We start from the raw sequence: 24,123 nt of genomic DNA, 5'->3' as shown, positions 1-24,123 counted from the left end.
TCACTGCTCGCTGCGGCTTTCGCGTTCGGGGCTCTCGAGCTTCTTCTCGATGTCGTCGAGACGGGCACTGATCCGGGCCAGTTCACGGCTCACCGTGGCAGGGTTCTGCCGGGTGTGGCGACCGTAGGAGTAGCCGATCTCGATCAGGCCGAGCACCCGGTGATCGACGGCGGCGTCGAGCCCCACCGCCGCCAGCACCTCGCGGCTGTCACCCTGTTCGGTGGTCATCAACGCCCACAGGAGGTTTCCGCCGTTGACGATGCCGGTGCGCATGGCCTCGGCGTCGGCGCGGGCGATGGCCAGGACGTCGAGCGCCGACGGTCCCAGTGCCGCGGTGTCGGACCCGAGCGGGGTACCGGCCACCACGATCTTGTCGAGCTGTTCCTGGATGAGTTCGCGGGAGAACCCGAGATGCTCGATTCCCTTGAGTACCAGGCTTTCCTCCTCGTCGAGAAGGCCCTGCAGGAGATCCTCGGAGGCAACCGCGTCCGAGCCGCGCCGGGTGGCGGCGGCATAGGACAGGCTCAGCGTCGACGCCACATGCGGGCTCAGCGGGATCTCGTCGGCGGTGCGGTCGGTCGGTGCGGCGTTGACCTCGTCGAGCGCGGCACGCAGCGCCCGCTGGCACAGCGCCGAGACGGGCAGCGATGCCTGCTTGATCTCGAGGGCGAGATCATCGGGCAGGTACACGTTGATCTTGGGCATTCAGGCCACCACCGTACGGTGGGCGGTGTCGACGGCGTCTCGGACGACGTCGGCGAGCCGCGGGATGAAATACTCTCGTGCCGAGGCCTTTCCGCTGAGCAGACCGGCATCGGCGAACAGTCCGGTGTGCCGGTCCTGCTGACAGATGAAGGCATCGTCGATCGGTGCGACGGCCCACGGCATGCGGCGGAAGATCTGCAGCCACGTGCGGGCGTCACCTCCCCAGGTCGCCGCGTCGTACCGGGTCTCGGCGGCGCGACGACCCGCGGCCTCCTCGGGGTGGTCCAGAACCCAGCGGCACGCCAGTTCCATCGACGTGAGGATCTCGCGCAGTACGGCCCGCTGCTCGGTGGCGAAGACGCGGGTGGTGGTGAACAGATGGCGGTTGCAGACGGCGCTGTCGGTGGGGACCAGCCGGCGGACCAGGCCGGTCTCCTCGGCCTGGATCAGACGCGGGCCGATGATCGTGGCCGCAGAGATGTTCCCGGACAGCAGATCTGCGAGATCCTGATCGCCCCCGGGTTCGACGGCGGTGATGTCGTCGAGCCTCAGACCGTCCTGTGCCAGGGCGCCGGCGACCAGCTGCGCCGTCCACGCCGAGGCGTGGTAGACCACCTTGTGGCCGGCGAGATCGGCCGGGGTGTGGATCGGCCCGTCGGCGCGAACGAGCAACGCGCCCTGGCGAGGACGGTTCGGCGACGACGCGACGTACACCGCATCCACCCCGTCGTCGTGGGCGAACAGCATCGGGGTCTGGCCACACCCGACGAAGTCGAGGGATTCGCCCAGCAGCCACGGTGCCCGCGGACCCGGAGAGTAGGCGACCCAGTCGACCTCCTCGCCGATCGCGGCGAGACGATCCTCGAGGATGCCCAGTGTCGAGAGCAGGTAGAGCACCGGATCGTGGCCGTTGAGCCCGACGCGGATGGCCATGGAGTGTCCCCTTCGGAGTCCGTGAATCCAGACGCCACCGCGGTGCACTCGAGCGGTGCACGGTGAAGCGGTGATCGGATAACCCCATGTAACCCCACGGCCCGGCGGGGATCGAGACGTCGGCCGCGTGCCGACGGCAACGCTGCTGGTCACGGGTTTAACCCGCGTGCGCCAGAAAGATGCGACGGGTTCGGCGGTACGGGGCGCCCAGATCGGCGGCAACCGCGCGCCGCCGCCGCCGACCTGGTAGGTCTGGAACCGATCGCAACCGAGCGAAGGAGCCCACCATGAAACTGTCCATCCGCAATCAGCTCGCCGGCGAGGTCGTCTCGGTGACCCTCGGCGCGGTGAACGCGACGGTGAAGATCCGCATCGACGGCGGTGAGCAGATCATCACCTCGTCGATCACCAAAGAGGCCGCCGAGGAACTCGGTCTCGCCGAGGGCAAGCGCGTCGTCGCACTGGTCAAGGCGTCGGAAGTGAGTGTCGGCGTGCCGGACTGATGGACGGCCGGCACGCTCAGATCACCGGCGACAACCCGCCGTCCACATTCACCGGGACTTCCGACGACGTTCCCGACCGCCCCGTCGGGCTCGGTCCCGGCTCGATCAGCGACGATGGGCAAACTCGATCAGCAACTTGCAGTTGGTGGTTGAGCCGACGAGGAGCGTAGCGACGAGGCGTGTCGAAACCTCTGACGGCCGGGCTCAGGAACGCAACTACCTCAGAGGTGGTCACCACCCAACACGCGCTGCGGAGATTTCGACTCGGGTCCTCGCGATGCTCGGTCCCGGCTCAATCAGCAATGGATGGTTGGGTTGACGGGGGTGTGTCGAAACCTCGTCGGAGGTCGTCGCCGTCCAACGTCGGCTGCGGAGATTTCGACTCGGGTCCTCGCGATGCTCGGTCCCGGCTCAATCAGCGACGATGGGCCAACTCGATCAGCAACTTGCAGTTGGTGGTTGAGCCGACGAGGAGCGTAGCGACGAGGCGTGTCGAAACCTCAGACGGCCGGGCTCAGGAACGCAACTACCTCAGAGGTGGTCACCACCCAACACACGCTGCGGAGATTTCGACACGGGTCCTCGCGATGCTCGGTCCCGGCTCAATCATCAACGGATGTCGAGTTGACGGGCGTCCGAACCTTCCGGCCCGATCACCGACGTCCGGTGAACCCCTGCCGGATTCGGGCCTGCTGATCGTGGGCGAGATGCTCACGCATCAGCTTGTGTGCGAGGTCGGGGTTGCGGTCGGCGATCGCGGCGACCACGGCCTCGTGCTCGTCGAGCCGTTCGGTGACCGGCCGGGACTCCACCGATCCGTCGGGTTTCCATGGTGCTCCGAGCTTCACGTGCGCATCCAGACGGTGCAGCAGGGTGCTGATCGTCGTGTTGTGCGCGGCGGAGCGGACGGCGTCGTGCCAGTCGTTGAGCAGCCGACGCAGCTCGGTGACGTCGGTGATCTCCCGACATCGTGTCGAGACATCCTGCAGCCGAAGGAGGTCGGCCTCGGTACGCCGCTCTGCGGCAGCCGCTGCCGCCGACGAGTCGAGGATCGCGCGGACCTCGAAGATCTCGAGCACCTCCTCCTCCGAACGCACCCACGGCACGAACCCGCGGGAGGTGCTGCGCAGCAAGCCGTCGCGCTCCAGCAGCCCCAACGCCTCCCGGACCGGTGTGCGTGACACCTCGAACTCGGTACTCAGCGTGCCCGGGATGAGCGTGACATCGGCGTCGTAGAACCCGGTGGTCAAACGGGTGCGGATGATTTCGTAGACGTCGTCGCGTGCGCTCATGAGACCGTCTGTGCCAATGGCCGTTCCGGGTTCGACCGCCACTCCGACAGCGACCCGTCGTAGATCCGGACATCGGTGATCCCGATCTCGTGCAGTGCCAGGGCCACCCCGGCCGCGTTCACCGCGCCGCCGCAGTACAGGATGGGTGCCGGTCCGCCGACACCGATGCCTGCCTCAGCGGCCAGCTCGCGGGTGCCGGCCGCGTCGTGGCGACCGGCCGCGTCGAGGGTCTGCGCATACGGCAGGCTCACCGATCCCGGAATATGTCCCGACAGTGGATCGGCGGGATCGCCGTCGAACTCCTCACGCCGCAACCCACACACCAGCAGACCGGTCGCCGCGGCCACCTCGTCGAGACGCGCGACCAGATCCGAATGATCCTGCACCGCAGGTGCGGTCACCGGGGAAACCGGCCGGGACGGTCCCGACTCGGTGGGCAGACCGGCGGAGGTCCACGCGGTCAGTCCACCGTCGAGCACCCGCGCACCGATACCGAACGACCGCAACACCCACCACAGCCGCGCCGCCCATGCGCCGTTCAACCGGTCGTAGACCACCACCTCGGTACCGCCGGTGATGCCATGGCGCGCAAGTGCATCGGCGACCTGCCGGGCCGACGGCCGCATGAACGGCAGCCGATCGTCGGGGTCGGAGAACTCGGTGAACAGATCGGCGAATCGGGCACCCGGGATGTGGTCTGCCTCGAAATCGGTTCGGCCCGAGGAGAACGCGGGCTCCTCCTCGCCGTCACCGCGGCGGATCGATGCATCCAGGATCACCACCGGCGCCGCGTTCTCGGCCAGCCACGCGACGTCGACCAGTGCTGTTGGTGCACTCACGAGCCCACCACCACCACCGGAGCGGTCGACGCGGCGCGGTTGCGCCACTCACCGCGTTCCGGTCGGTGCAGCCCCAGGCGCTCACGCAAGGTGGGACCCGCGGGCTGCTCGGGCAGCAGACCACGGCTGCGCAGTTCCGGGACCACCGCGGAGGCGAAGTCCTCGAACGCTTCCGGGACATGGGTGGCCTGCACCATGAAGCCGTCGGCCGCGCCGGCATCGAGCCAGGTCTCCATGGTGTCGGCGATCTGCGACGCCGAACCCACCATGTCGCCCTCGGTGCGCGCGCCGTACCAGCGGCCGATCTCCCGGATGGTCAGCTTCTCGCGTTCGGCGAATTCCACGATCTCACGATAGTGGCCCTCCACCCCGACCTCCTCCAGCGACGGCAGCGGACCGTCGAGGTCGTAGCGGGTCAGGTCGACGTTGACGTGGTAGGCCATGCGCGACAGTCCGGCCTCCGGGGTGACCAGCTCGACGAAGGCCTCGTGCGTGGCGCGCGCCTCCGCGGCGTCGGCGCCGACCACCGTCGTGGCCGCCGGAAGCACCTTGACGTGCTGCGGATCCCGGCCGCGTGCGGCGACGCGCTGCTTGATGTCGCGGTAGAAGTCGACGGCCGAATCCAGTGATTCGTGGCTGCAGAAGATCACGTCGGCCCAGCGTGCGGCGAAGTCGCGACCGGCCGGGGAGGCGCCGGCCTGGATGATCACCGGATATCCCTGTGGCGGCCGGGGCACACCGAGCGGTCCCTGGACCGCGAGATGACGGCCGCGGAAATCCACCGCCTCCACCTCTTCTGGTCGACCGAAGACGCCGGTCGCCTTGTCCGGGGCGAGGGCGTCGTCGGACCAGCTGTCCCACAGGCGGGTGGTGGCCTCGAGGAACTCCTCGGCGCGCTCGTACCGGGTGGCCCGGTCGGGGAGCTTCTCCTGTCCGTAGTTCTGTGCTTCGGCGTCCTGGAAGCTGGTGACCACGTTCCAGCCGGCGCGGCCGTCGGTGAGGTGATCGAGGGTGCCGAAGGTCCGCGCGACGTTGTAGGGCTCGAGGTAGCCGGTCGACGCGGTGGCCGCGATACCGAGACGGGTGGTGGCCGCGGCCATGATGGTGGCCACCGGGATCGGGTCGAGACGCGGTGTGCCGGTGCCCCAGCGCACCGCCGGGTCGAAGGAGTTGCCCAGGCTGCGGGGCACGGCCAGGGAGTCGGGGATGAAGGCGAGGTCGAACCCGGCGTCCTCCAGGACGCGGGCGATCTTCACATAGTGGGCCGCGGAGAGGAAGCCGTCACCGGCGTGCGGATGACGCCAGCCGACGGTGCCCTGCGGTCCGGCGTTCAGGAAAGCTGCGAGATGCATTGTGGGATAACTCAGTTCGCCAGTGCGTACAGTCCGTCGACCAGGGCCACGGCGAATGAGCCGCTGCCACCGGTGGGCCCGACCTGGGCGGCGGCGAGCTCGGCGGCCCGGGCGTAGGCGGCGTGCGCGGTGACCGCGGCGACGAAGGCGTCGTCGATCACGGCGGCGGCACCGGCGGTCAGGGCGCCCAGGCTGCACCCGGCGCCGGTGACCTTGGTCAGGCGGGCGTCGCCGCCCGGGACGGCAACGGTGCGGGTGCCGTCGGTGATGTAGTCGGTGGCACCGCTGACCGCCACCACGGCACCGGACTGCCGGGCGAGGCGCTCGATGTGCTCGACCGCGTCGTCGGAACCGGCGGTGGTCTCCACACCCTTGCCGGTGGTGGCCCCGCCGGCCAGGGAGATCAGCTCGCTGGCGTTGCCGCGGATCACCGCCGGACGCAGCTCCACCAGGGACTTGACCACGCCGTCGTACTCGGCGGCGCCGGCACCGTGGGCGACCGGGTCGAGCACCCACGGGGTTCCGGCCTCACCCGCCACGGCGGCCACGGTGCGCAGCACCTCGGCCGGGTTGCTCATCACCGCGGCGGTGTTGATCCACACGCCCGCAGCCCCGGCCGGGAACACCGCCGGCCAGTCCGCGCCCGCGCCGATCGCCGGGCCGGCACCGGCGGCGAGCAGGACGTTGGCGCTCAGGTTGGCGGCGATGTAGTTGGTCAGTCCATAGACGAACGGCGCCTTCTCGCCGATGGCCCGGTATGTCTGCTGGATCTGCGGGTCGTCAAAGGTGATCTCGGACAAGGCGTTTCCTTCGCATTGATGTCGTCCCCCGATGTGTCCATTTCTGTATACAGCTGTATGCAGTCGAGGGGAGGGGTTGTTCTCACGCCGATTTCAACCCTGCGCGATTCGCGTCGGTGTGGTCTCGAGACGTCATGACGGGATGAGAGGATTGCCGGTATGCCGATCGCACCGGAGCCACTCGCCGAGCTGCCACCCGCCCAGTGGTCCGGTCGGCCCACCCTCGCCGACGTGCTCCCGTGGACCGCCCGCAGCCTCGGTGAGACCTGGGGTGGGGGAGCCGGGCTGCCCGAGGTGGACGCACGTGACGTGGTGGTGTTCCTGGTCGACGGCCTGGGGGACCGGCTGCTCGAGCGGCATGCCGCCGACGCACCCACGCTGACCACGCTGCGCGCGACCACACTGCGTGCCGGCTTCCCGTCGACGACGGCCGCCAGCATCACCAGCCTGGCCGGTGGCGTGCCGTGCGGCATCCACGGGATCATCGGCTACAGCTTCCGGCCCGACGACGCCTCCCGTGTCGAGGGGCCGCCGCGGCTGCTCAACGCGCTGCGCTGGACCCTGGACCGCTCCGACGGCGAGCCGGCCACGGCGGTCTATCCGCCCGATCGCGTCGCGCCGCTGGCCGGGGCGCTCGGTGATCTCGCCGACGCGGGCGTGGCCGTCACCTATGTGATGCCCGGCGAGTTCGCCGGCACCGGCCTGACACGGTCGGCGTTCCGGGCCGCCGGCACCCACATCCCCGCGGCCGGCAAGGACGAGGTCCGCGCCGGCATCGCCGCAGCCCTGGCCGATCGGTCGGCGGGCCGCCGCTTCGTCTACGCCTACTATCCGAAGCTCGACGGCGCCGGACACCTCGACGGTCCGGGGTCGGCGTCGTGGCGCAAGATGCTGCGCAGCGTCGACGCCCTGGTCGCCGACATCGCCTCGGATCTGCCCGCGGGTGCGATGCTCGCGGTGACCGGCGATCACGGCATGATCGCCGCGGGCCGTCGGATCGACCTCGACACCGAGGGTGAGCTGACCGCCGGGGTTGCCACGATCGGCGGTGAACCCCGCGTCCGTCACCTCTATCTCGCCGACCCGGCCTCGGCGGCCGACGTCGTCGCGACCTGGCAGGCGCGTGTGGGAGGCGACGTGCGCGTGGCCACCCGCGCCCAGACCCTCGACGAACGGTGGTTCGGGCCGGAGGTGGCCCCGGCCGTCGTGCCCCGGATCGGGGACGTGGTGGCCGTCGCCAAGGACCGGACCGTGCTGGTGCGCAGTGTCGGCGAACCGTTCGAGGCGACGATGATCGGACACCACGGCTCGTGGACCGCCGACGAACAACTGGTGCCGTTGGTGCTCGCGCAGGGGTGAGCCTGCCTGCAGGCGTGCCGGTCGTGGGGACGGACGCCACATCCCGACCTTGCACTCGGCATGTCCGAGTGCTAAAACGGAGCTTGGCACTCACGCACTGCGAGTGCCAGGTCGGGACGGTGAGATCGGTACCCACATGACACACCGGTCGTCCGTCGCGGGCACCGAGTCCGGCCGTACACCTGGTGTCACCCCCTACCGGAGGATCACTTACCCATGGCCAAGCAAATCGCGTTCGACGAAGAGGCCCGCCGCGGTCTCGAGCGGGGCCTCAACAGCCTCGCCGACGCCGTCAAGGTGACCTTGGGGCCGAAGGGCCGCAACGTCGTCCTGGAGAAGAAGTGGGGCGCCCCCACCATCACCAATGACGGTGTCTCCATCGCCAAGGAAATCGAGCTCGAGGATCCGTACGAGAAGATCGGCGCCGAGCTCGTCAAGGAAGTTGCCAAGAAGACCGACGACGTTGCTGGCGACGGCACCACCACCGCCACCGTCCTCGCTCAGGCGCTCGTCCGTGAGGGCCTGCGTAACGTTGCTGCCGGCGCCAACCCGCTGGGTCTGAAGCGCGGCATCGAGAAGGCCGTCGAGGCCGTCACCTCCTCCCTGCTGAAGAGCGCCAAGGAGGTCGAGACCAAGGAGCAGATCGCTGCCACCGCTGGTATCTCGGCCGGCGACGCATCGATCGGCGAGCTGATCGCCGAGGCGATGGACAAGGTCGGCAAGGAAGGTGTCATCACCGTCGAGGAGTCCAACACCTTCGGGCTGCAGCTGGAGCTCACCGAGGGCATGCGCTTCGACAAGGGCTACATCTCGGGCTACTTCGTGACCGACGCCGATCGTCAGGAAGCCGTCCTCGAGGACCCCTACATCCTGCTGGTCTCGGGCAAGGTCTCGACCGTCAAGGACCTGCTGCCGCTGCTGGAGAAGGTCATCCAGGCCGGCAAGCCGTTGCTGATCATCGCCGAGGACGTCGAGGGCGAGGCCCTGTCGACCCTGGTCGTCAACAAGATCCGCGGCACCTTCAAGTCCGTCGCCGTCAAGGCCCCGGGCTTCGGTGACCGTCGCAAGGCCATGCTGGCCGACATCGCCATCCTCACCGGTGGCGAGGTCATCAGCGAAGAGGTCGGCCTGTCCCTCGAGGGCGCCGGCGTCGAGCTGCTCGGTACCGCTCGCAAGGTCGTCGTGACCAAGGACGAGACCACCATCGTCGACGGTGCCGGCGATGCCGACGCGATCGCCGGCCGTGTGGCCCAGATCCGTGGCGAGATCGAGAACAGCGACTCCGACTACGACCGCGAGAAGCTGCAGGAGCGCCTGGCCAAGCTGGCCGGCGGCGTCGCCGTCATCAAGGCCGGTGCTGCCACCGAGGTCGAGCTCAAGGAGCGCAAGCACCGCATCGAGGACGCCGTCCGCAACGCGAAGGCTGCCGTCGAAGAGGGCATCGTCGCCGGCGGTGGCGTGGCCCTGCTGCAGTCCGAGCCCGCCATCGACGACCTGTCGCTCGAGGGTGACGAGGCCACCGGCGCCAACATCGTCAAGGTTGCGCTGTCGGCTCCGGCCAAGCAGATCGCCGTCAACGCCGGTCTCGAGCCGGGCGTCGTCGCCGACAAGGTCCTGAACTCGCCGAAGGGCACCGGCCTCAACGCCGCCACCGGCGTGTACGAGGACCTGCTGGCCGCCGGCATCAACGACCCGGTGAAGGTCACCCGCTCGGCGCTGCAGAACGCTGCGTCGATCGCGGCCCTGTTCCTCACCACCGAGGCCGTCGTCGCCGACAAGCCCGAGAAGAACGCTGCTCCGGCCATGCCGGGTGGCGACGAGATGGGCGGCATGGGCTTCTGATCTGATCAGAACCCGACGCGCACTTCGCGTTTCGACCGAAAGCCGGTCACCCTACGGGGTGGCCGGCTTTCGGCGTACCGGGACCAGGGTTGGCGGGTGGGTCAGGCGAAGCGCAGCACGTGCGGATTGAGGATCGAGTCCGGGTCGAAGGCGGCGCGGACCGCGGCCATGATCTGACGGTCCACGGCGTCGCGGCCGAGTCCGATCCACGCCAGCTTGGCGCGTCCGATGCCGTGCTCGGCGCTGATGCTGCCGCCGTGACGGGCCACCGTCTGCAGTACCGCGTCGGTCACCTCGTCGCGTCGGGCGGCCGGCACGTCGAGCAGATTCACGTGCACGTTGCCATCCACGAAGTGCCCGAAGCAGATCGGCCGGACCGTGGGAAAGTCGTCGTGCAGCAGGGCGGAGAGTTCGTCGAGGAAGTTCTGCATCGTCGGCAGTGGCACCGCGACATCGAGTTTGACCACCGGTGTCGACGACGCTGCCGCAGCGGATTCGGTATGGCCCTCCCGGTAGTGCCAGAGCCGGGGCGCGTGACCGTCTTCCAGCACCGCGTCGACGACGATGCCGCCGGAGTCGGCGTCGGACAGCACCTCGACGAGCGCTGTTGCCGGATCGGCCGGGCCGGAGACCTCGAACAGTGCGGTGTAGGCGGTGCGTGTGCCGAGCGGACGGCGCACACCCTGCTGCGCACACACCAGGTCGAGTCCGTCGGCGGTCATCAGTTCGCCGGCCTCGAGGGTCAGTCCCGCGGCCGAGATGGCATCGCGCAGCGTGAGTGCGGCCGAGATGGTGTCGACGCCGGCGAGGACGGTCGCGGTGGTGCGCGCGGGCAGCACCAGCCGGAGCAGGACCCGGGTGATCACCGCGAGGGTGCCCTCGGCTCCGGCGAGCAGGCCGGGCAGGTCGTAGCCGATGTTGTCCTTGGTCAGCGGGGTCCAGCGGGTCACCACCCGGCCGTCGGCGAGAACGGCCTCCACCCCGAGGAGTCGGGAACGGGTGCTGCCGTTCTTGACCATCGCGACACCGCCGGCATTGGTGGACACGATCCCGCCCAGGGTGGCCGACTCCCGAGAGGCCAGGTCGGTGCCGAGTGCGAGACCGTGTTCGGCGGCGGCGCGCTGGGCCGCGGCCACGCGCACGCCGGCACCGGCGGCGAGGGTGCGGCCGACCGGGTCGACCTCCTCGATGCGGTCCAGCCGGGTCGTGGACAAGACCACCTCGCCGTTCATCGGGATCGAACCGCCGACCAGCCCGGTGTTGCCGCCCTGCGGGACCACGGCGATCCCGGCGCGGTGGCAGAGGGCGAGTACCGCCGACACCTCGCCGGTGTCGGCGGGGCGGACCACCGCAGTGGTACGACCGTGCCAGTGGCCGGTCCAATCGGTGACGAATCCGGCGACCATGTCGGCGTCGGTGAGGACGTGGGCTCTCCCGACGATCGCGGCCAGCCCGTCGTGGATCGCCGACCACTCGCCGTCGGCTGCCGGGACCGGTGCGGAGCCGTCGTCGGTGTCGTGGTGAAGGGGCATGGTGGCGGTCTCCTGGATTCGTCGTCGGTGCCATGCTGACCCGTCCAGCGTCGGACGATCTCGGTGTCCCCGTCCAACACAGAGTTCCGATCTGTCGATCGGTTTTGCTTATGATCGCAGGGTGAACCTCCAACGGGCGGCCTATCTCGTGGCCGTCGCCGACCATCTCAGCTTCACCCGCGCCGCCGCCGAGCTCTTCGTCGCGCAGTCGGCACTCAGCCAGCAGATCAAGGTTCTCGAGCGTGAGTTGGGTGTCGAGCTGTTCGATCGGAAGGGGCCCCGGATCGCGCTGACCGCCGCGGGCGAGGTGGCGGTTCGCGAGGCGCGCTACCTGCTGGCCGCCGCGGATCGGGCGACCGAGCGGATTCGGGCGGCCGCCCAGGGCGGGGGCGGGACGCTGACGCTGGCGCTGACGCGTTCGTGGGCCGGCGGGCGGGTGGGCGAGGCGATCGCCGAGTTCCGGCGGCGCCGGCCCGACGTGACGGTGATCGAGCACCGCGGGTTCTCGGCGCTGAATCTGCGGCAGGTCACCGACGGGGCCGCAGACGCCGGGGTGGTGCGGTTGCCGGTGGACGTGGACGCGGGTGTGACGGTCCGCCGGGTGGATACCGAGGGGGTACGGCTCGCCGTGCCCGCCGGGCATCGGTTGGCGGACATGGAGTGGATCGATCCGGATGACCTCGCCGGTCAGCCGATGGTGCTGTGGCCGCGGGAGAACGCGCCGGGCTTCTACGACCGGCTGGCGTCGATCTGGCCCGGCGGAACACCCCCAACGGTGCGCCACGAGGCCGACGACGAGCTGGTCCTGCGGGCCGTCGCCGAGGGGGCCGGCCTGGCACCGGTGCCGGCCGGCCGTGCCGCCACCATCCATGTGCCGGGTGTGGTGCTCCGGCAGATCGGCGGGCCACCGGTGCACCTGGCCGTCGGGATCGCGAGCCTCGACGAGAACCCGAACCCGGTGGCCGCGGCGTTCCTCGGAGTCGTCGACGGGTTGTCGGCCGGGTGATCCGGCCGCCGGAATCCGCGGCGGCCCGCAGGCGTTGAATCCGTCCATGAGCCCGATCTCCGTCGACATCTGGTCCGACATCGCCTGCCCCTGGTGCTACATCGGCAAACGGAAGTTCGAGGCGGGTCTGGCCGAATCCGGCCTCGCCGACGACGTCACCGTGACCTATCACAGCTACGAGCTGGCACCGGATACGCCGATCGACTTCGAGGGATCCGAGGTGGACTTCCTCGCCGCACACAAGGGGATGCCGCCCGCGCAGGTCCACCAGATGCTCGACCAGATGACCGGGATCGCCGCCGAGGTGGGCCTCGACTACGACTTCGACGCGCTGCGTCACACCAAGACCCTCAAAGCCCATGAGTTACTGCACTACGCCAAGGGGCAGGGGCGGCAGATCGAGATGGCCGAACGACTGTTCAAGGCGTACTTCACCGAGGGGCGCCACGTCGGACGGATCGACGAGCTGGCGGAACTGGCCGGCGAGATCGGCCTCGACGCCGGCCGGGTGCGGGCGAGCCTGCAGTCGGGGGAGTACGCCGAGGCCGTGGACGCCGACCTCGACCAGGCCCGCGCCTATGGGATCACCGGCGTGCCGTTCTTCGTCCTCGACGGCCGGTACGGGGTGTCCGGTGCGCAGTCGCCGGAGGTCTTCGCCGGTGCCCTGCGCAAGGTCGCCGAGGAGCGCGCCGATGCCTGAACCCGATACCGCACAGCCTGATCCGGACACCGCACAGCCTGATCCGGACACCGCACAGACGGCGCCGGCGTTCCAGATGCTGGGTGAGCCGGGCGCCGTCTGCGTCGACGGTGTGTGTGCGCAACCCGCGCCCGCCGCGGACCATCCAGAAGTCGAGCTCGAGGTCGTCGTCGGAGTCGGCGGTCCGGTACTGGGCGAAGTCGGTGACACCTTCGGCGGCGAGCACCTCGTCGTCGATGAAGGTCTGACCGGTGACGGCGGCCGGGTCCTTGGACAGGACGGCGAAGGCGGCGTCGGCCATGATCTGCGGACTCCGGCTGCGCGACACCAACTCTGAGCCGAGTACATTGCGCACCGCGGCGGTGCTGATCATGGTGCGCGGCCACAGCGCATTGGATGCGACGCGGTCGGCGGCGAGTTCGCGGGCCAGGCCGAGGGCGACGAGGGTCATCGAGAACTTCGACACCGTGTAGGCGGTACCGATCGAGTCGAACCAGTGCGGCTCCAGGCTGATCGGCGGCGAGAGGGTCAGCACGTGCGCGTGATCGGACTTGCGCAGGTGCGGGATGGCGGCGCGGGCGAGGGAGAATGCGCCGCGCGCGTTGATGTCCTGCATGAGGTCGTACTTCTTCATGCTGAGCTGCTCGGTCGGCGAGATGTCCAGGGCGCTGGCGTTGTTGATGACCAGGTCCACGCCACCGAAGCGCTCGACGGTCTGCGCGACCGCGTCGGCCACGTGGTCGTCGTCGCGCACGTCGCCGACGACCGGCAGTGCCTGACCGCCGGCGGCCTCGATGGCCTCGGCGGCGGTGTAGATCGTGCCCGGCAACTTCGGATGCGGCTCGGTGGTCTTGGCGAGCAGGGTGATGTTCGCACCGGCCTGCGCCAGGCGTACCGCGATGGCCTCGCCGATGCCGCGACTTCCGCCGGAGATGATTGCGGTGCGTCCGCGCAACGAATCGGGGGCTGAACTCATGGACACTCCTCAAACTGAACGATCGATCGGTTCTGGTCAGGGTGCCTGGCCGATCCTGTCGTGTCAATGCCTGTGACCGGCAGTCGGGATGGCCGAAGGGCCAGATGGCGGCTCGGTGAACTGTTCGGGATATCCGAACACTCGGTGGTGGTTCAGGGGCGGAGCGGGTGGCATCCGACCAGGCCGAGCGCGTAGTCGGTGTAGAGCGCGGCCACCTCGTGGGGGGTGTCCGGACCGGCCGGGTCGAACCATTCGGAGACGCTCATGCACAGGCCGACCACGGCGCGCGCGGCCTCGCGGGGGCGGGGTATGGCGAATCGCCGACTCGTGCAGCCGTGCTCGACCACCGCGTCGAACTGACGCTGTAGTGCCACGCGGCGATCGGCGACCCGACGATGATCCGGCTCGGCGAGACCACGCATCTCCGCATGTCCGCAGAACGCCAGACCGGGTCGGCAACAGTGGTACAGCGCAAGGCTTTCCACCATCAGCGCCAGCTCCTGTGCCGGATCGTCGGAGCCGTCTGCCCGGGCTGCGGTCACCCGGTCGAGCAGTTCGTCCATCGTGTGGTCGAACAGGGTCACCAGCATCGCCTGCTTGCTCGGATAGTGGTGATACAACGCGCTCACCGACATCCCCGCCGCCGCGGCGATATCCCGGATCGTGCAGCCGTGGTAGCCGCGTTCGACGATGCACCGCAGGGCTGCGGCGAGGACGGGATCGGTCACCTCGGGGCCCTCGTAGACGCGCCAGCGGCCGCCGGTGGATGCCGTCGGCGGGAGCGCGGGAGCGGGGTCGGGCCGTGTCGGGGCGGTGGCGTGGGTGCCGTCGAACAGCGCCGACGGCTCGATGCCGAGCTCGCCGGCGATGGTCTCGAAGCGGTCGACGGTGATGCCGGTCTGGCCGTTCTCCATCGCGCTCAGGGTGGCCGGGCTGAGGCCGAGGCGGCGGGCGAACTCCCGCAACGAGATCCCGGTGGACAGGCGCGCCGCCCGAATCCGGTCGCCGGCGGTGGGGCGGGTCGTCGGCGATGTGGGGAGCTCGGCCATGTGTTCAGGATATCCGAACAGTCGGTGGTGTTTTGTGCCGCTTGATCGTCCGAATCGTGACACGCAGGCCCCGTGCCCAGGCGTCGTCCGGCTGTCCTCTCGATTCCTGGTGAGAATGGGAGACATGACCTCCACTCCAGGTGCTCCCAGTCCGATCGCGACCCTGCCCAACCTGCGTGACCTCGGTGGCTGGCAGGCCGGCGGCGGCAAGGCGGTCCGTCCGGGCGTGCTGTTCCGCTCGACCGACTTCTCGTCGCTCGCCGACGCCGACGTCGCCCCGTTCGAATCACTCGGCGTCCGCACCATCTACGACCTGCGCTCGACCGCCGAGCGGGATGCGCTGCCCGATCCGACGCTGCCCGACGTCACCGACATCCATCTCGACGTGCTCGCCGACGCCGCGATGGCGGTCCCGGCCAACCTCGGCAAGATCCTGGCCGACCCGAAGACGGTCGCGATGGCCAGCAAGGAACTGTCCGGCGGCAAGGCCAAGGAACTGATCGCCCAGACCTATCAGGGCATCGTCTCGCTGCCCAGCGCACTGCGCTCCTACCAGTCCTTCTACCGCGGTCTGCTCGGCGACCACCCGCACCCGTCGCTGTTCCACTGCACCACCGGCAAGGACCGGACCGGCTGGGCCGCCGCGTCGTTCCTGACCCTGATGGGCGTCTCCGCCGACGACGTCTTCCACGACTACCTGCTGACCAATGACCGTCTGATCCCGGCACTCAAGCCGATCTTCGACGAATTCGCCGAGGCCGGTGGCGATCCCGACATCCTGCTGCCGGTGCTCGGTGTGGACCGCGCCTACCTCGAGACCGCGCTCACCGAGGTCGACACCCGTTACGGCGGTATCGAGGGCTACTTCACCCAGGGGCTGGGTATCGACGAGGCCGCGCAGAACAAGCTGCGTGATCTGTACCTGGTGGCTCGCTAGAATCCTGAATCGCCGCGGTTGCATCATGATTCGATGAGAAATCGGATCATGATGCAACCGCTTTTTGGTGACTCGGGCCGGCTATGACAGGCGAATCCGGCCCGTCTTTTGCCGTGCATGAACGTAAACGTTGTTGGCGGAATCTCTCAATGGGACACTGTTCAGGCCGATGCGTGGTGGTCGGCTGCAGTCGGTCCAGCAACGAACGGAGAGATCTCGATGTCGGCACATGGGCGTCCAATTCACTTGGGCGGGTTTTTGATTGCAGGGAATGTAACCCACAGTCATCCTTCGTGGCGTCATCCACGCAGTGATCCCGGGTTTCTCACACCGGAGTACTACCAGCACCTCGGTAGGGTTTTCGAACGCGCGAAATTGGACTTCGTCTTCTTTGCCGACAATTCTGCGACTCCTGCCAGCTACCGCAACGATATTCGTGACCCGCTCGCTCGCGGTACTCAGAGTGCAGCCGGGTTGGATCCCCGCTTCGTCGTTCCTGTCGTCGCGGGTGTCACGCGCAACCTGGGGATCGTATCGACCACGTCGGCGACGTTCTACTCGCCATACGACCTCGCCCGGAGCTTTGCCACTCTGGATCATCTGACCCACGGCCGCGTCGGTTGGAATGTTGTGACTTCCAATACGACCGTCGAGGCGCAGAACTTCGGGCTTGCCCGACACCTCGACCATGACGTGCGATACGACCGTGCCGAGGAATTGCTTGAGGTCGCGTTCAGGCTGTGGGCCAGTTGGGACGATGGAGCTCTGATCCAGGATAAAGAGGCGGGTGTCTTCGCCGACCCGGACCTGATTCACAGGCTCGATCATCACGGGGAGAACTTCGATGTTCGGGGCCCGCTGTCGGTTCCCCGCTCACCGCAGGGACGGCCGGTCATCTTTCAAGCGGGATCATCCACCCGCGGTCGGGATTTTGCTGCGCGCTGGGCAGAAGCGATTTTCGAGATCGACCCGACGTCTGTGGGGCGTAAGGCCTACTACGACGACATCAAGTCGCGAGCCTCCGACTTCGGTCGTGATCCCGACGGCGTCAAGATACTCCCGTCGTTCATTCCGTTTGTGGGTGAGACCGAGTCGATCGCACGGGAAAAGCAGGCGTTCCACAACGAACTGGCCGATCCGACCGATGGATTGATCACGCTGTCGGTGCACACCGACCATGATTTCTCCGGCTATGACCTCGACGCTGTGATCGCCGACATCGATGTTCCAGGGACGAAGGGGCTTTTCGAAGTCGCTCGGAGTCTGAGTGTGAACGAGAACCTGACGCTGCGCGATATCGGAAAGCTGTACGCCCAGGGCGTGTTATTGCCGCAGTTCGTGGGTACCGCGGCTCAGGTGGCCGACCAGATCGAGGCTGCCGTCGACGGTGGAGAGGCTGATGGGTTCCTCTTTTCGGCCGGGTATACGCCTGGCGGATTCGAGGAGTTCGCCGATCTCGTCATCCCGGAACTGCAGCGGCGAGGGCGGTTTCGTACGGAGTACACGGGTTCGACGCTGCGTGAACATCTGGGTCTACCCGCTGATGCGAATCTTGTGCCCGTTCCGCGCAAGGCAGTGGGGGCGGCGTGATCGTCCTCGATCAACTGACCAAGACATTTACCCATCATGGACAATCGGCGACGGTGCTGAACAGTATCGATCTTGAGGTCGATACCGGCACGGTCTTCGCTGTCGTAGGTCCCAGCGGTGCCGGAAAAACCACGCTCGCACGGTGTATCAATCTGTTGGAGCAGCCGACTTCGGGCCGCGTCGTAGTCGGGGGTCAGGAGTTGACGGGCCTGAAGGAATCCCAGTTGAGGTCTGCTCGGCGCAGGATTGGAACGGTCTTTCAGGCGTCGAGCGTACTGTCTCGGAGAACTGCGGCCGGCAACGTGGCACTCCCTCTGGAGTGCCTGGGCGTGACTCCGGCGGAGACCAAGGCACGGGTATCCGAACTGCTTGATCGCGTGGGTCTTTCGCATCGGTCTGACCACTATCCACATCAGCTGAGCGGGGGCCAGCGTCAACGAGTGGGTATTGCCCGGGCGCTGGCATTGCGTCCGTCCGTGCTGCTCGCCGACGAGGCGACATCGGGTTTGGACCCGGAGACGACCGCATCGATCGTCGATCTGCTCGACGAGTTGCGTCGCGACCTCGATCTGACCATCCTCGCCATCACTCACGACATGAGCTTCGTTCGGAATCTCGCCGACAGCGTCGCGCGGCTCGATCATGGCAAGATCGTCGAACAAGGCGACATCGTTGATCTTCTGACCGATCCGGTATCCGAGCTGGGCAGAGGTCTGCTCCCGAGCGTCGATGTCCCAGCGGGCCAACCCGATAGGCAGTTGTGGCGGGTTCTCTATCGGGACGCGCATGCCGCACGGGACTGGATCGAGCGGTTGAGCCGCGCGATTCGCGTTCCGGTGGAGCTGCAGTCGGCGGCAGTCGAAGTGGTCAATGGAGTGCAGATCGGGCAGGCGGTCGTGTCGGTTGCTGCGCGCAACGGTCTCGACATCGCCGGACTTCTGTCGGAGTGGGGCCTGGAAGCCATCGAGGTCTCGGATGCTAACTCGGAGAAGAAGGTCGAGGTAGCAGCGTGAGTGTGCTGGCCGCCACGACACAGAACCTCGCATCCACCTCGACACCGCTCTCGGAGTTACCGTCTCTGATCATTCCGGCCTACAAGGAAACGCTGGTGATGGTCGGCGTGGTGATGCTGATCGTCTTCGCTCTCGGTCTGCCCCTGGGCGTACTGGTGCACAACACCGGACCGCGCGGACTCTTTCCGAATCCGACCGCGCACAAGATCCTGGGCGTAATTGTCAGCATCGGACGGTCGCTGCCGTTCCTGGTGCTGATGGCGGCGATCATCCCGTTCACCCACTTCGTGGTGGGTACCACGATCGGGATCCGGGCAGCGATCGTGCCGATGGCGGTCGCAGGAGTGCCGTTCTTCGCGCGGCTGGTCGAGAATTCGCTGCGAGATGTTCCTGATGCAGTGACCGATCTCGCACTCGCCTCCGGTGCCTCCCATCTACAGGTCATCACGAAAGCCCAACTTTCCGAGGCAGTGCCGGCTCTGATCGGCAACATGACGATCAACACCATCGGCATGATCGAGTACTCGGCTATCGCCGGGACCATCGGTGCTGGCGGAATTGGCTATGTCGCAGTGACATACGGATACCTCAGGTTCGACAACAACGTCATGATCGCAACGGTTGTCGTACTTGTCGTCACGGTTGCGATCGTTCAGTTCACCGGCGATTTCTTCGCCCGCCGCGCCAAGCGTGGCTGACCCCTCCTCTTGCATGTCAGACAGGAACACATCAGGTCATGAGTACCCAGACATCCCCTGAAAACGATCAGTCCGAGCAGGGGTTCACGATTGTCAAGCGAAAGCGTTGGCCATTCATCGTCGGTGCGGTGGTTGTCATCGGCGCGATCGTGGCCGCCTTCGTCTACAGTCGCGTGGGCGGCTCGGATTCGGCGGTGACCGAGTCCGGGGCAACTCTGAAAGTTGCTTATCTCGAGTCGAATCCGGCTGAGAAGGCGGTGATCGACTTCATCAGGGACAACGTCGCGGCCGACTACGATATCAAGGTCGAGGGAACTGGTATCGCTGACAGTACACAGATCAATCGTGCGATCAGCGAAGGTGAGCTGGCCGGAACGATCTTTCAACACGAACACTGGCTGGGCCAGGTCCTCGATGCCAATCCCGACTTCAAAGAACAGGCGGGAACGGGTCCGTTCTTCCACTGGATCTTCGGTATCTGGTCGGACAAATACTCCTCACCGCAAGATATTCCGGAAAATGCGCGGGTCTCGCTCTTGGCTGACCCCGCAAACCAGGCGCAAGGTCTGTGGTACCTCGAACAGGCCGGGCTCATCAAGCTTCGCGCGGGCGCTGACGTTGCCACGTTGACACCCAAGGACATCGTCGAGAACCCCAAGAATCTGCAGTTCACGCTACTCGACTTCGGTGCGCAGCCACGAGCGCTCAGCGAACTCGATGCCGTCGTCGGTTACGCCGAGTCATTTGTGGCCGCCGGTATCTCGGAGGACAAGCTGATCTTCTCGCCACCGTCACCGAACCAGTTCGCATCTGTGTTGACCGTCGGCAGCAATTACGTGGAGTCGGACAACATCCAGAACCTGATCAAGGCGTTCAAGGATCCGCGTGTACAGAAATTCATCGCCACCGATCCGGAGACGAAGAAGTTGATCCTGCCGGCCGATCCGACAGCGGCGAACAATGGCTGATCGAGAGCTCCATCTGGGCGTCAATGTCCTCTCGGACGGTATGCACCCAGCCGCGTGGCAGTATCCGAGTTCCGATCCGTCGTGGTTCACGGATCCGGCGTACTGGATTCGTGTTGCGCAGATCGCGGAGCGAGGAACCCTCGACGCGGTCTTCCTCGCCGACAGTCCGTCGTTGTTCCAGCCGCCCGACCAGCCGCTGAGTGCGCCACCGTTGGCCCTGGACCCGATCGTGTTGTTGTCGACACTGGCATCGGTGACCACACACATCGGACTCATCGGTACGGTGTCGACCTCGTTCGAGGAGCCGTACAACGTCGCCCGCCGATTCTCGACGCTGGACCACCTCAGCCGGGGTCGTGTGGCATGGAACGTCGTGACGAGTAGTGATCGGTATGCCTGGAACAATTTCGGTGGTGGTGAACAACCCGACCGCGCTACTCGATACGAGCGGGCCGGCGAGTTCATCGAAGTCGTCCGGGCATTGTGGGATTCGTGGGACGACGACGCAGTTGTCGCCGACAAGTCCACGGGTGCGTTCAGTAAGGTCGGTGCGATACGACCGATCCGGCATCGCGGTGGGCACTTCTCGGTGGACGGGCCGTTGACTCTACCCAGATCCCCACAGGGGCATCCGGTGTTGTTTCAGGCAGGCGGTTCCACCGGCGGGTTGGATCTGGCGGCGAAGTACGCCGACGGGGTCTTTGCGGCACAGGCCTCGCTCGAGGATGCGCTGTCCAACGCGCAGGAGCTGCGGAGTCGGTTGATCGCGCATGGCCGTCCCGCCGAGGCGATCCGAATCATGCCTGGCTTGTCGTTCGTGCTCGGCAGTACGGAGGCAGAGGCCAGGTCGCGAAACGACGAATTGAACGAGCTCGCCGGGGATCGACGCCTGGCACATCTGGCTGGTCAACTCAGCGTCGATGTGGCGGAGCTGAAGTGGGACAAGCCGCTTCCCGGTTGGCTCCTCGAGGGCGCGGCGCCGATCAGCGGTTCCCAGGGAGCTCGCGACATCGTCGTCAACATCGCTCGGCGGGAGAACCTGACCGTGCGTCAGCTGCTCGATCGGGTGATCACGTGGCACCGCTTCGTGGTCGGATCGCCTGAACAGATCGCCGATGCCATCGAGGACTGGTTCGTTGCGGGCGCTGTCGACGGCTTCAACCTGATGCCGGATGTCTTCCCGTCGGGTCTCGAGTTGTTCGTCGACCACGTCGTACCGATCCTCCGGGACCGAGGGTTGTTCCGGCGGGAGTACACATCGACGACATTGCGTGGGCATCTGGGCCTCGAGCGCACCCCAGACCGGCCGTCGTCGGGTTCGATCCGCCGGACCGGTTAGGTCGCTCGTCCGGACGCGTCTGTCTCCGGGCCCGGCTCGGACTACCGGAACACGATGCACGTGGTGGTGCCGTGCGCGACCAGTTTGCCGTCGGCGGAGAACACCTTGCCCTCGGCGGTCGCGGTACGGCCACCCACGTGGATCACGGTGCCGACACCGGTGAGTTCGCCGGCGTCGAGCGCCACCGACCGGATGTAGTTCACCTTGAGTTCCAGGGTCGTGTAGCCGACGCCGGCGGGCAACGTCGTGTGTACCGCGCAGCCCATCACCGAGTCGAGCAAGGTCGCACAGATCCCGCCGTGCACAGTCCCGAGCGGATTGGAGAAGTCGGGCTTCGGGGTCACCACGAAGCGCACCTCGCCCTCCTCGATACTCGCCGGGCGCATCCCCAGCAGCCGGCCGATGCCGGGCTGATCGTGATGGGGGGCGGCCTGCCATGCCCGTAGCAGCTCCAGGCCGGACATCTGGGTGGGATCACCGATGGGTTCGGTCGAGGTCGTCATGGTTATGTATGGTTGCATAGAACCGCCTGATTATGAAGGTCTACATAGGAGGTGGCGGTGATGTCCGACGACGACTCCGGCGACATCGGCACGTCGCGTGTGGGGGACGACGGTCCGCGCGAACGGATGATCGTGCACGCTGCCGACCTGATCGGCCGTGACGGTGTGGCGGCCACCTCGATCGGGGACGTCATCTCCGCGAGCGGGGCGCCCCGCGGGTCCATCTACCACCATTTCCCCGGCGGGAAGACGCAGCTGGTCACCGAGGCCGTCCGCTACGCCGGTGACTTCATCACCCGACGCATCGGAGGTCAGCATCCCGGCTCGCCGTCGGAGGCGGTCTTCGGCATCGGCGACGTCTGGCGTCGCATGCTGGTCAACACCGACTATCAGTTCGGGTGCCCCGTCCTGGCCGGTGGACTGTCCCGGCGCGCCGAACCCGAGGTAGCCGACGAGTCGCAGCGCATCTTCGGCGACTGGTTGCGGCTGATCGCGACCCGCCTGATCGCCGAGGGGGTCGACCCCGACCGCGCCGACTCGCTGGCCAACCTCACGGTCTCGGCGATCGAGGGTGCGGTGGGGATGTGTCAGACCCGGCGCAGCGTCGAACCGCTCGATCGTGTCATCGCCGAGCTCGCGCGTCTGTGTGACGAGGCCGCCGGCGTCTGAACGTCACCTGTCTGGGTGTCACCTGCCGAGTGGTGCCTGGCGGAGTGGTGCCCGTCGGGGCACGTCACCTCGGTTCCGTTCCATCGGGTATGTCCCTGTGAGCCGGAACATAGTAGGTTCTTGCGGAACAGTGACGAGTGAGGTGATCAATGACGCCGGTATACCGACAGGTACTCGGGTCGGACTTCGATCGGCTCCACCCCAACGTGGCCTGGCGGTACAGCATCGACTCGACGTCGAATGTCGCCCAGATGGGTACCGGCATGCTCGAGTCGGTCTACATCAGTTCGGCGCTGCCGCCGCCGTTCTTCTGGTACTACGGCAAACGCAACGCCCTGCCCTCCAAGACCAGCCGGATGGTCCCGTTCACCCAGGGCCACTACTGCTACCGCGACGAGATCGGCCGTGAATGTCTGGCGGTGCTGCGCTCGTTCGACTACACCACCGGTCCGCGGAAGCTGAACTCCGTCCTGGTCTCCGGGCAGACCGGGCTGGTCGACTACTTCGGTGACGGTCCGGAACTGCTCTACCCGATCGAGCCGTCGGTGACCCCGGCCGGCGAGCTGCTGCTGGAGAGCGGCCCGCTGCGGTGGCTCGGCCGCGGACCGAAGATCGGGATGAAGGGCCCGTTCGCCACCCAGATGAAGTACATCGAGGGGTGGGACGAGGAGCACGACCGGTTCCGCTGCGATGCGACGGTGCGCAATCCGATGGTCGGCGAGATCCTGCATTTCCGAGGCTGGTTCACCGTCTCCGACGTCGCCTGCGAACTGCGCGACATCCCCGACGAGGCGTGGCCGCTGAACCTCGTCGACCGGGAGGCCTGAGACGCATCACGCACTCGCGTGGTTCGCCGCCTGTCGCCGATCGGCAAAGGGTAGGTTTCTCGCATGGCAGTCAATGCGAGAACCGAGTTCGATGTCGCCGCGCCCCCGTCGGTCGTGATGGAGGTGCTGATGGATGTGGAGGCCCTGCCGGACTGGTCGTCGGCGCACAAGGCCGCGAAGATCGTCTCCGCGCACGAGGACGGTACGCCCGACCAGGTTTCGATGACCGTCTCGGCGGTCGGCGTCAACGACGACCAGACCGTCTCCTATGTCTGGACCGACAACACGTGCACCTGGGATCTGGTGGAGTCCAAGATGCTCGCCTCGCAGCACGGTGTCTACACCGTGACCCCCAACGGGGACGGGTCCCATGTGGACTTCGAGCTGGAGATCGACCTGAAGGTCAAACTCCCCGGCATGCTGATCAAGCGTGGTCAGAAGACGGCCGTCGAGACCGCGAAGAAGGGACTCACCGCGGAGTGCGAGCGTCGCGCCAAGCTGTGACTACCGATCGCTGAATTCCCAACGGGGACTGCCGGTTTCACCACCGGCGGTCCCCGCTGCCGTTTTCGGCGGAAGAACGTTGTCGATCCGTGACCTCGCCTGCGTCTCGAGGACGGATTCGTCCGATTCCGCAGGAGTACGCTGTGCCGGGTATCCCTCGATACCCATTCTCTCTCTTCCGCCCGTC

General features: G+C 67.1%; 23 protein-coding genes and 1 pseudogene. 14 read left to right on the top strand and 10 right to left on the bottom strand.

Annotated elements, in window-relative coordinates; translation table 11 throughout:
• Both Q9K23_RS08850 and Q9K23_RS08845 read right to left on the bottom strand, forming a co-directional pair.
• Complete coding sequence (locus Q9K23_RS08850; RefSeq protein ID WP_020793504.1) at positions 1 to 705, bottom strand: Clp protease N-terminal domain-containing protein; 705 nt, start codon at positions 703 to 705, stop codon at positions 1 to 3.
• Positions 706 to 1,638, bottom strand: coding sequence for an ABC transporter substrate-binding protein (locus Q9K23_RS08845; RefSeq protein WP_053777114.1), 933 nt, complete (start codon positions 1,636 to 1,638; stop codon positions 706 to 708).
• A gap of 287 nt (positions 1,639 to 1,925) precedes the next feature.
• Between Q9K23_RS08845 and Q9K23_RS08840 the strand changes: the two genes are divergently transcribed.
• Complete coding sequence (locus tag Q9K23_RS08840) at positions 1,926 to 2,141, top strand: TOBE domain-containing protein (RefSeq protein WP_053777113.1); 216 nt, start codon at positions 1,926 to 1,928, stop codon at positions 2,139 to 2,141.
• Between the two features lie 653 nt (positions 2,142 to 2,794).
• Here Q9K23_RS08840 and Q9K23_RS08835 read toward each other — a convergent pair.
• The 4 genes from Q9K23_RS08835 to Q9K23_RS08820 are packed head-to-tail and all read right to left on the bottom strand — an operon-like array spanning position 2,795 to position 6,424.
• Positions 2,795 to 3,433 carry a GntR family transcriptional regulator gene (locus tag Q9K23_RS08835; RefSeq protein ID WP_053777112.1) on the bottom strand — a complete coding sequence of 213 codons (639 nt, stop codon included), beginning with the start codon at positions 3,431 to 3,433 and terminating at the stop codon, positions 2,795 to 2,797.
• Complete coding sequence (locus Q9K23_RS08830) at positions 3,430 to 4,272, bottom strand: rhodanese-like domain-containing protein (RefSeq protein WP_020793849.1); 843 nt, start codon at positions 4,270 to 4,272, stop codon at positions 3,430 to 3,432. Before Q9K23_RS08830 ends, Q9K23_RS08835 begins: the two co-directional genes overlap by 4 nt.
• A complete protein-coding gene (locus Q9K23_RS08825; protein ID WP_020793848.1) occupies positions 4,269 to 5,624 on the bottom strand; it encodes an LLM class flavin-dependent oxidoreductase in 1,356 nt (451 codons plus the stop codon). The genes Q9K23_RS08830 and Q9K23_RS08825 overlap by 4 nt, the downstream gene beginning before the upstream one ends.
• A gap of 11 nt (positions 5,625 to 5,635) precedes the next feature.
• The gene (locus Q9K23_RS08820) at positions 5,636 to 6,424 is read right to left on the bottom strand and encodes a hydroxyethylthiazole kinase (RefSeq protein ID WP_053777111.1); all 789 of its coding nucleotides are present in this window, start codon (positions 6,422 to 6,424) and stop codon (positions 5,636 to 5,638) included.
• Between the two features lie 159 nt (positions 6,425 to 6,583).
• Between Q9K23_RS08820 and Q9K23_RS08815 the strand changes: the two genes are divergently transcribed.
• On the top strand, positions 6,584 to 7,783 hold the full coding sequence (locus Q9K23_RS08815) for an alkaline phosphatase family protein (RefSeq protein WP_305950475.1): 1,200 nt from the start codon (positions 6,584 to 6,586) through the stop codon (positions 7,781 to 7,783).
• A gap of 216 nt (positions 7,784 to 7,999) precedes the next feature.
• The gene (gene groL, locus Q9K23_RS08810; RefSeq protein WP_053777110.1) at positions 8,000 to 9,625 is read left to right on the top strand and encodes a chaperonin GroEL; all 1,626 of its coding nucleotides are present in this window, start codon (positions 8,000 to 8,002) and stop codon (positions 9,623 to 9,625) included.
• A 101-nt stretch (positions 9,626 to 9,726) separates the two neighbouring features.
• On the opposite strand, the gene Q9K23_RS08805 is transcribed toward groL, so the two are convergent.
• The gene (locus tag Q9K23_RS08805; protein ID WP_082365856.1) at positions 9,727 to 11,157 is read right to left on the bottom strand and encodes an FAD-binding oxidoreductase; all 1,431 of its coding nucleotides are present in this window, start codon (positions 11,155 to 11,157) and stop codon (positions 9,727 to 9,729) included.
• Between the two features lie 121 nt (positions 11,158 to 11,278).
• Between Q9K23_RS08805 and Q9K23_RS08800 the strand changes: the two genes are divergently transcribed.
• Entirely contained in the window at positions 11,279 to 12,163 is an 885-nt protein-coding gene (locus Q9K23_RS08800) for a LysR family transcriptional regulator (protein WP_053777109.1), read from the top strand.
• Positions 12,164 to 12,209: 46 nt separating this feature from the next.
• Positions 12,210 to 12,863: a DsbA family oxidoreductase gene (locus Q9K23_RS08795; RefSeq protein ID WP_053777108.1), complete on the top strand. Its 654-nt coding sequence runs from the start codon at positions 12,210 to 12,212 to the stop codon at positions 12,861 to 12,863.
• A gap of 142 nt (positions 12,864 to 13,005) precedes the next feature.
• Here Q9K23_RS08795 and Q9K23_RS08790 read toward each other — a convergent pair.
• Together Q9K23_RS08790 and Q9K23_RS08785 are read right to left on the bottom strand one after the other, a co-directional pair.
• Positions 13,006 to 13,839, bottom strand: a pseudogene (locus Q9K23_RS08790) (NAD(P)-dependent oxidoreductase); the annotation flags it as partial.
• Between the two features lie 152 nt (positions 13,840 to 13,991).
• Positions 13,992 to 14,888 (bottom strand): TetR family transcriptional regulator, encoded by an 897-nt coding sequence (locus Q9K23_RS08785; protein ID WP_053777107.1) that lies wholly within the window; start codon positions 14,886 to 14,888, stop codon positions 13,992 to 13,994.
• 124 nt (positions 14,889 to 15,012) lie between these two features.
• On the opposite strand from Q9K23_RS08785, the gene Q9K23_RS08780 reads away from it, so the two are divergent.
• The 6 genes from Q9K23_RS08780 to Q9K23_RS08755 all read left to right on the top strand — a co-directional run bounded on the left by Q9K23_RS08780 (position 15,013) and on the right by Q9K23_RS08755 (position 21,433).
• The gene (locus Q9K23_RS08780; RefSeq protein WP_053777106.1) at positions 15,013 to 15,825 is read left to right on the top strand and encodes a tyrosine-protein phosphatase; all 813 of its coding nucleotides are present in this window, start codon (positions 15,013 to 15,015) and stop codon (positions 15,823 to 15,825) included.
• A 219-nt stretch (positions 15,826 to 16,044) separates the two neighbouring features.
• Positions 16,045 to 17,415, top strand: a complete 1,371-nt coding sequence (locus Q9K23_RS08775) for an LLM class flavin-dependent oxidoreductase (RefSeq protein ID WP_053777105.1) — start codon at positions 16,045 to 16,047, stop codon at positions 17,413 to 17,415.
• Positions 17,412 to 18,428, top strand: a complete 1,017-nt coding sequence (locus Q9K23_RS08770; RefSeq protein WP_053777104.1) for an ATP-binding cassette domain-containing protein — start codon at positions 17,412 to 17,414, stop codon at positions 18,426 to 18,428. The genes Q9K23_RS08775 and Q9K23_RS08770 overlap by 4 nt, the downstream gene beginning before the upstream one ends.
• A 2-nt stretch (positions 18,429 to 18,430) precedes the next feature.
• Positions 18,431 to 19,126: a methionine ABC transporter permease gene (locus Q9K23_RS08765; protein ID WP_053777103.1), complete on the top strand. Its 696-nt coding sequence runs from the start codon at positions 18,431 to 18,433 to the stop codon at positions 19,124 to 19,126.
• 38 nt (positions 19,127 to 19,164) lie between these two features.
• Positions 19,165 to 20,094: a MetQ/NlpA family ABC transporter substrate-binding protein gene (locus tag Q9K23_RS08760; RefSeq protein WP_053777102.1), complete on the top strand. Its 930-nt coding sequence runs from the start codon at positions 19,165 to 19,167 to the stop codon at positions 20,092 to 20,094.
• A complete protein-coding gene (locus Q9K23_RS08755; RefSeq protein WP_020794796.1) occupies positions 20,087 to 21,433 on the top strand; it encodes an LLM class flavin-dependent oxidoreductase in 1,347 nt (448 codons plus the stop codon). Before Q9K23_RS08760 ends, Q9K23_RS08755 begins: the two co-directional genes overlap by 8 nt.
• Before the next feature lie 41 nt (positions 21,434 to 21,474).
• Here the strand turns inward: Q9K23_RS08755 and Q9K23_RS08750 are convergent, their stop codons facing one another.
• The gene (locus tag Q9K23_RS08750; protein WP_053777101.1) at positions 21,475 to 21,954 is read right to left on the bottom strand and encodes a PaaI family thioesterase; all 480 of its coding nucleotides are present in this window, start codon (positions 21,952 to 21,954) and stop codon (positions 21,475 to 21,477) included.
• Positions 21,955 to 21,996: 42 nt separating this feature from the next.
• Between Q9K23_RS08750 and Q9K23_RS08745 the strand changes: the two genes are divergently transcribed.
• The 3 genes from Q9K23_RS08745 (at position 21,997) to Q9K23_RS08735 (ending at position 23,936) form a co-directional block, all read left to right on the top strand.
• A complete protein-coding gene (locus Q9K23_RS08745) occupies positions 21,997 to 22,605 on the top strand; it encodes a TetR/AcrR family transcriptional regulator (protein ID WP_053777150.1) in 609 nt (202 codons plus the stop codon).
• A 149-nt stretch (positions 22,606 to 22,754) separates the two neighbouring features.
• Entirely contained in the window at positions 22,755 to 23,432 is a 678-nt protein-coding gene (locus tag Q9K23_RS08740; protein ID WP_020794679.1) for a DUF4166 domain-containing protein, read from the top strand.
• Positions 23,433 to 23,495: 63 nt separating this feature from the next.
• Positions 23,496 to 23,936 (top strand): SRPBCC family protein, encoded by a 441-nt coding sequence (locus Q9K23_RS08735; RefSeq protein WP_053777100.1) that lies wholly within the window; start codon positions 23,496 to 23,498, stop codon positions 23,934 to 23,936.
• Positions 23,937 to 24,123 lie beyond the last annotated feature (187 nt).

It is taken from the genome of Gordonia sp. NB41Y (genome assembly GCF_030718915.1).
Lineage (GTDB): Bacteria > Actinomycetota > Actinomycetes > Mycobacteriales > Mycobacteriaceae > Gordonia > Gordonia desulfuricans.
The sequence above is the reverse complement of the archived record's forward strand: the minus strand, read 5'-3'. Positions and strand labels throughout refer to the sequence as shown.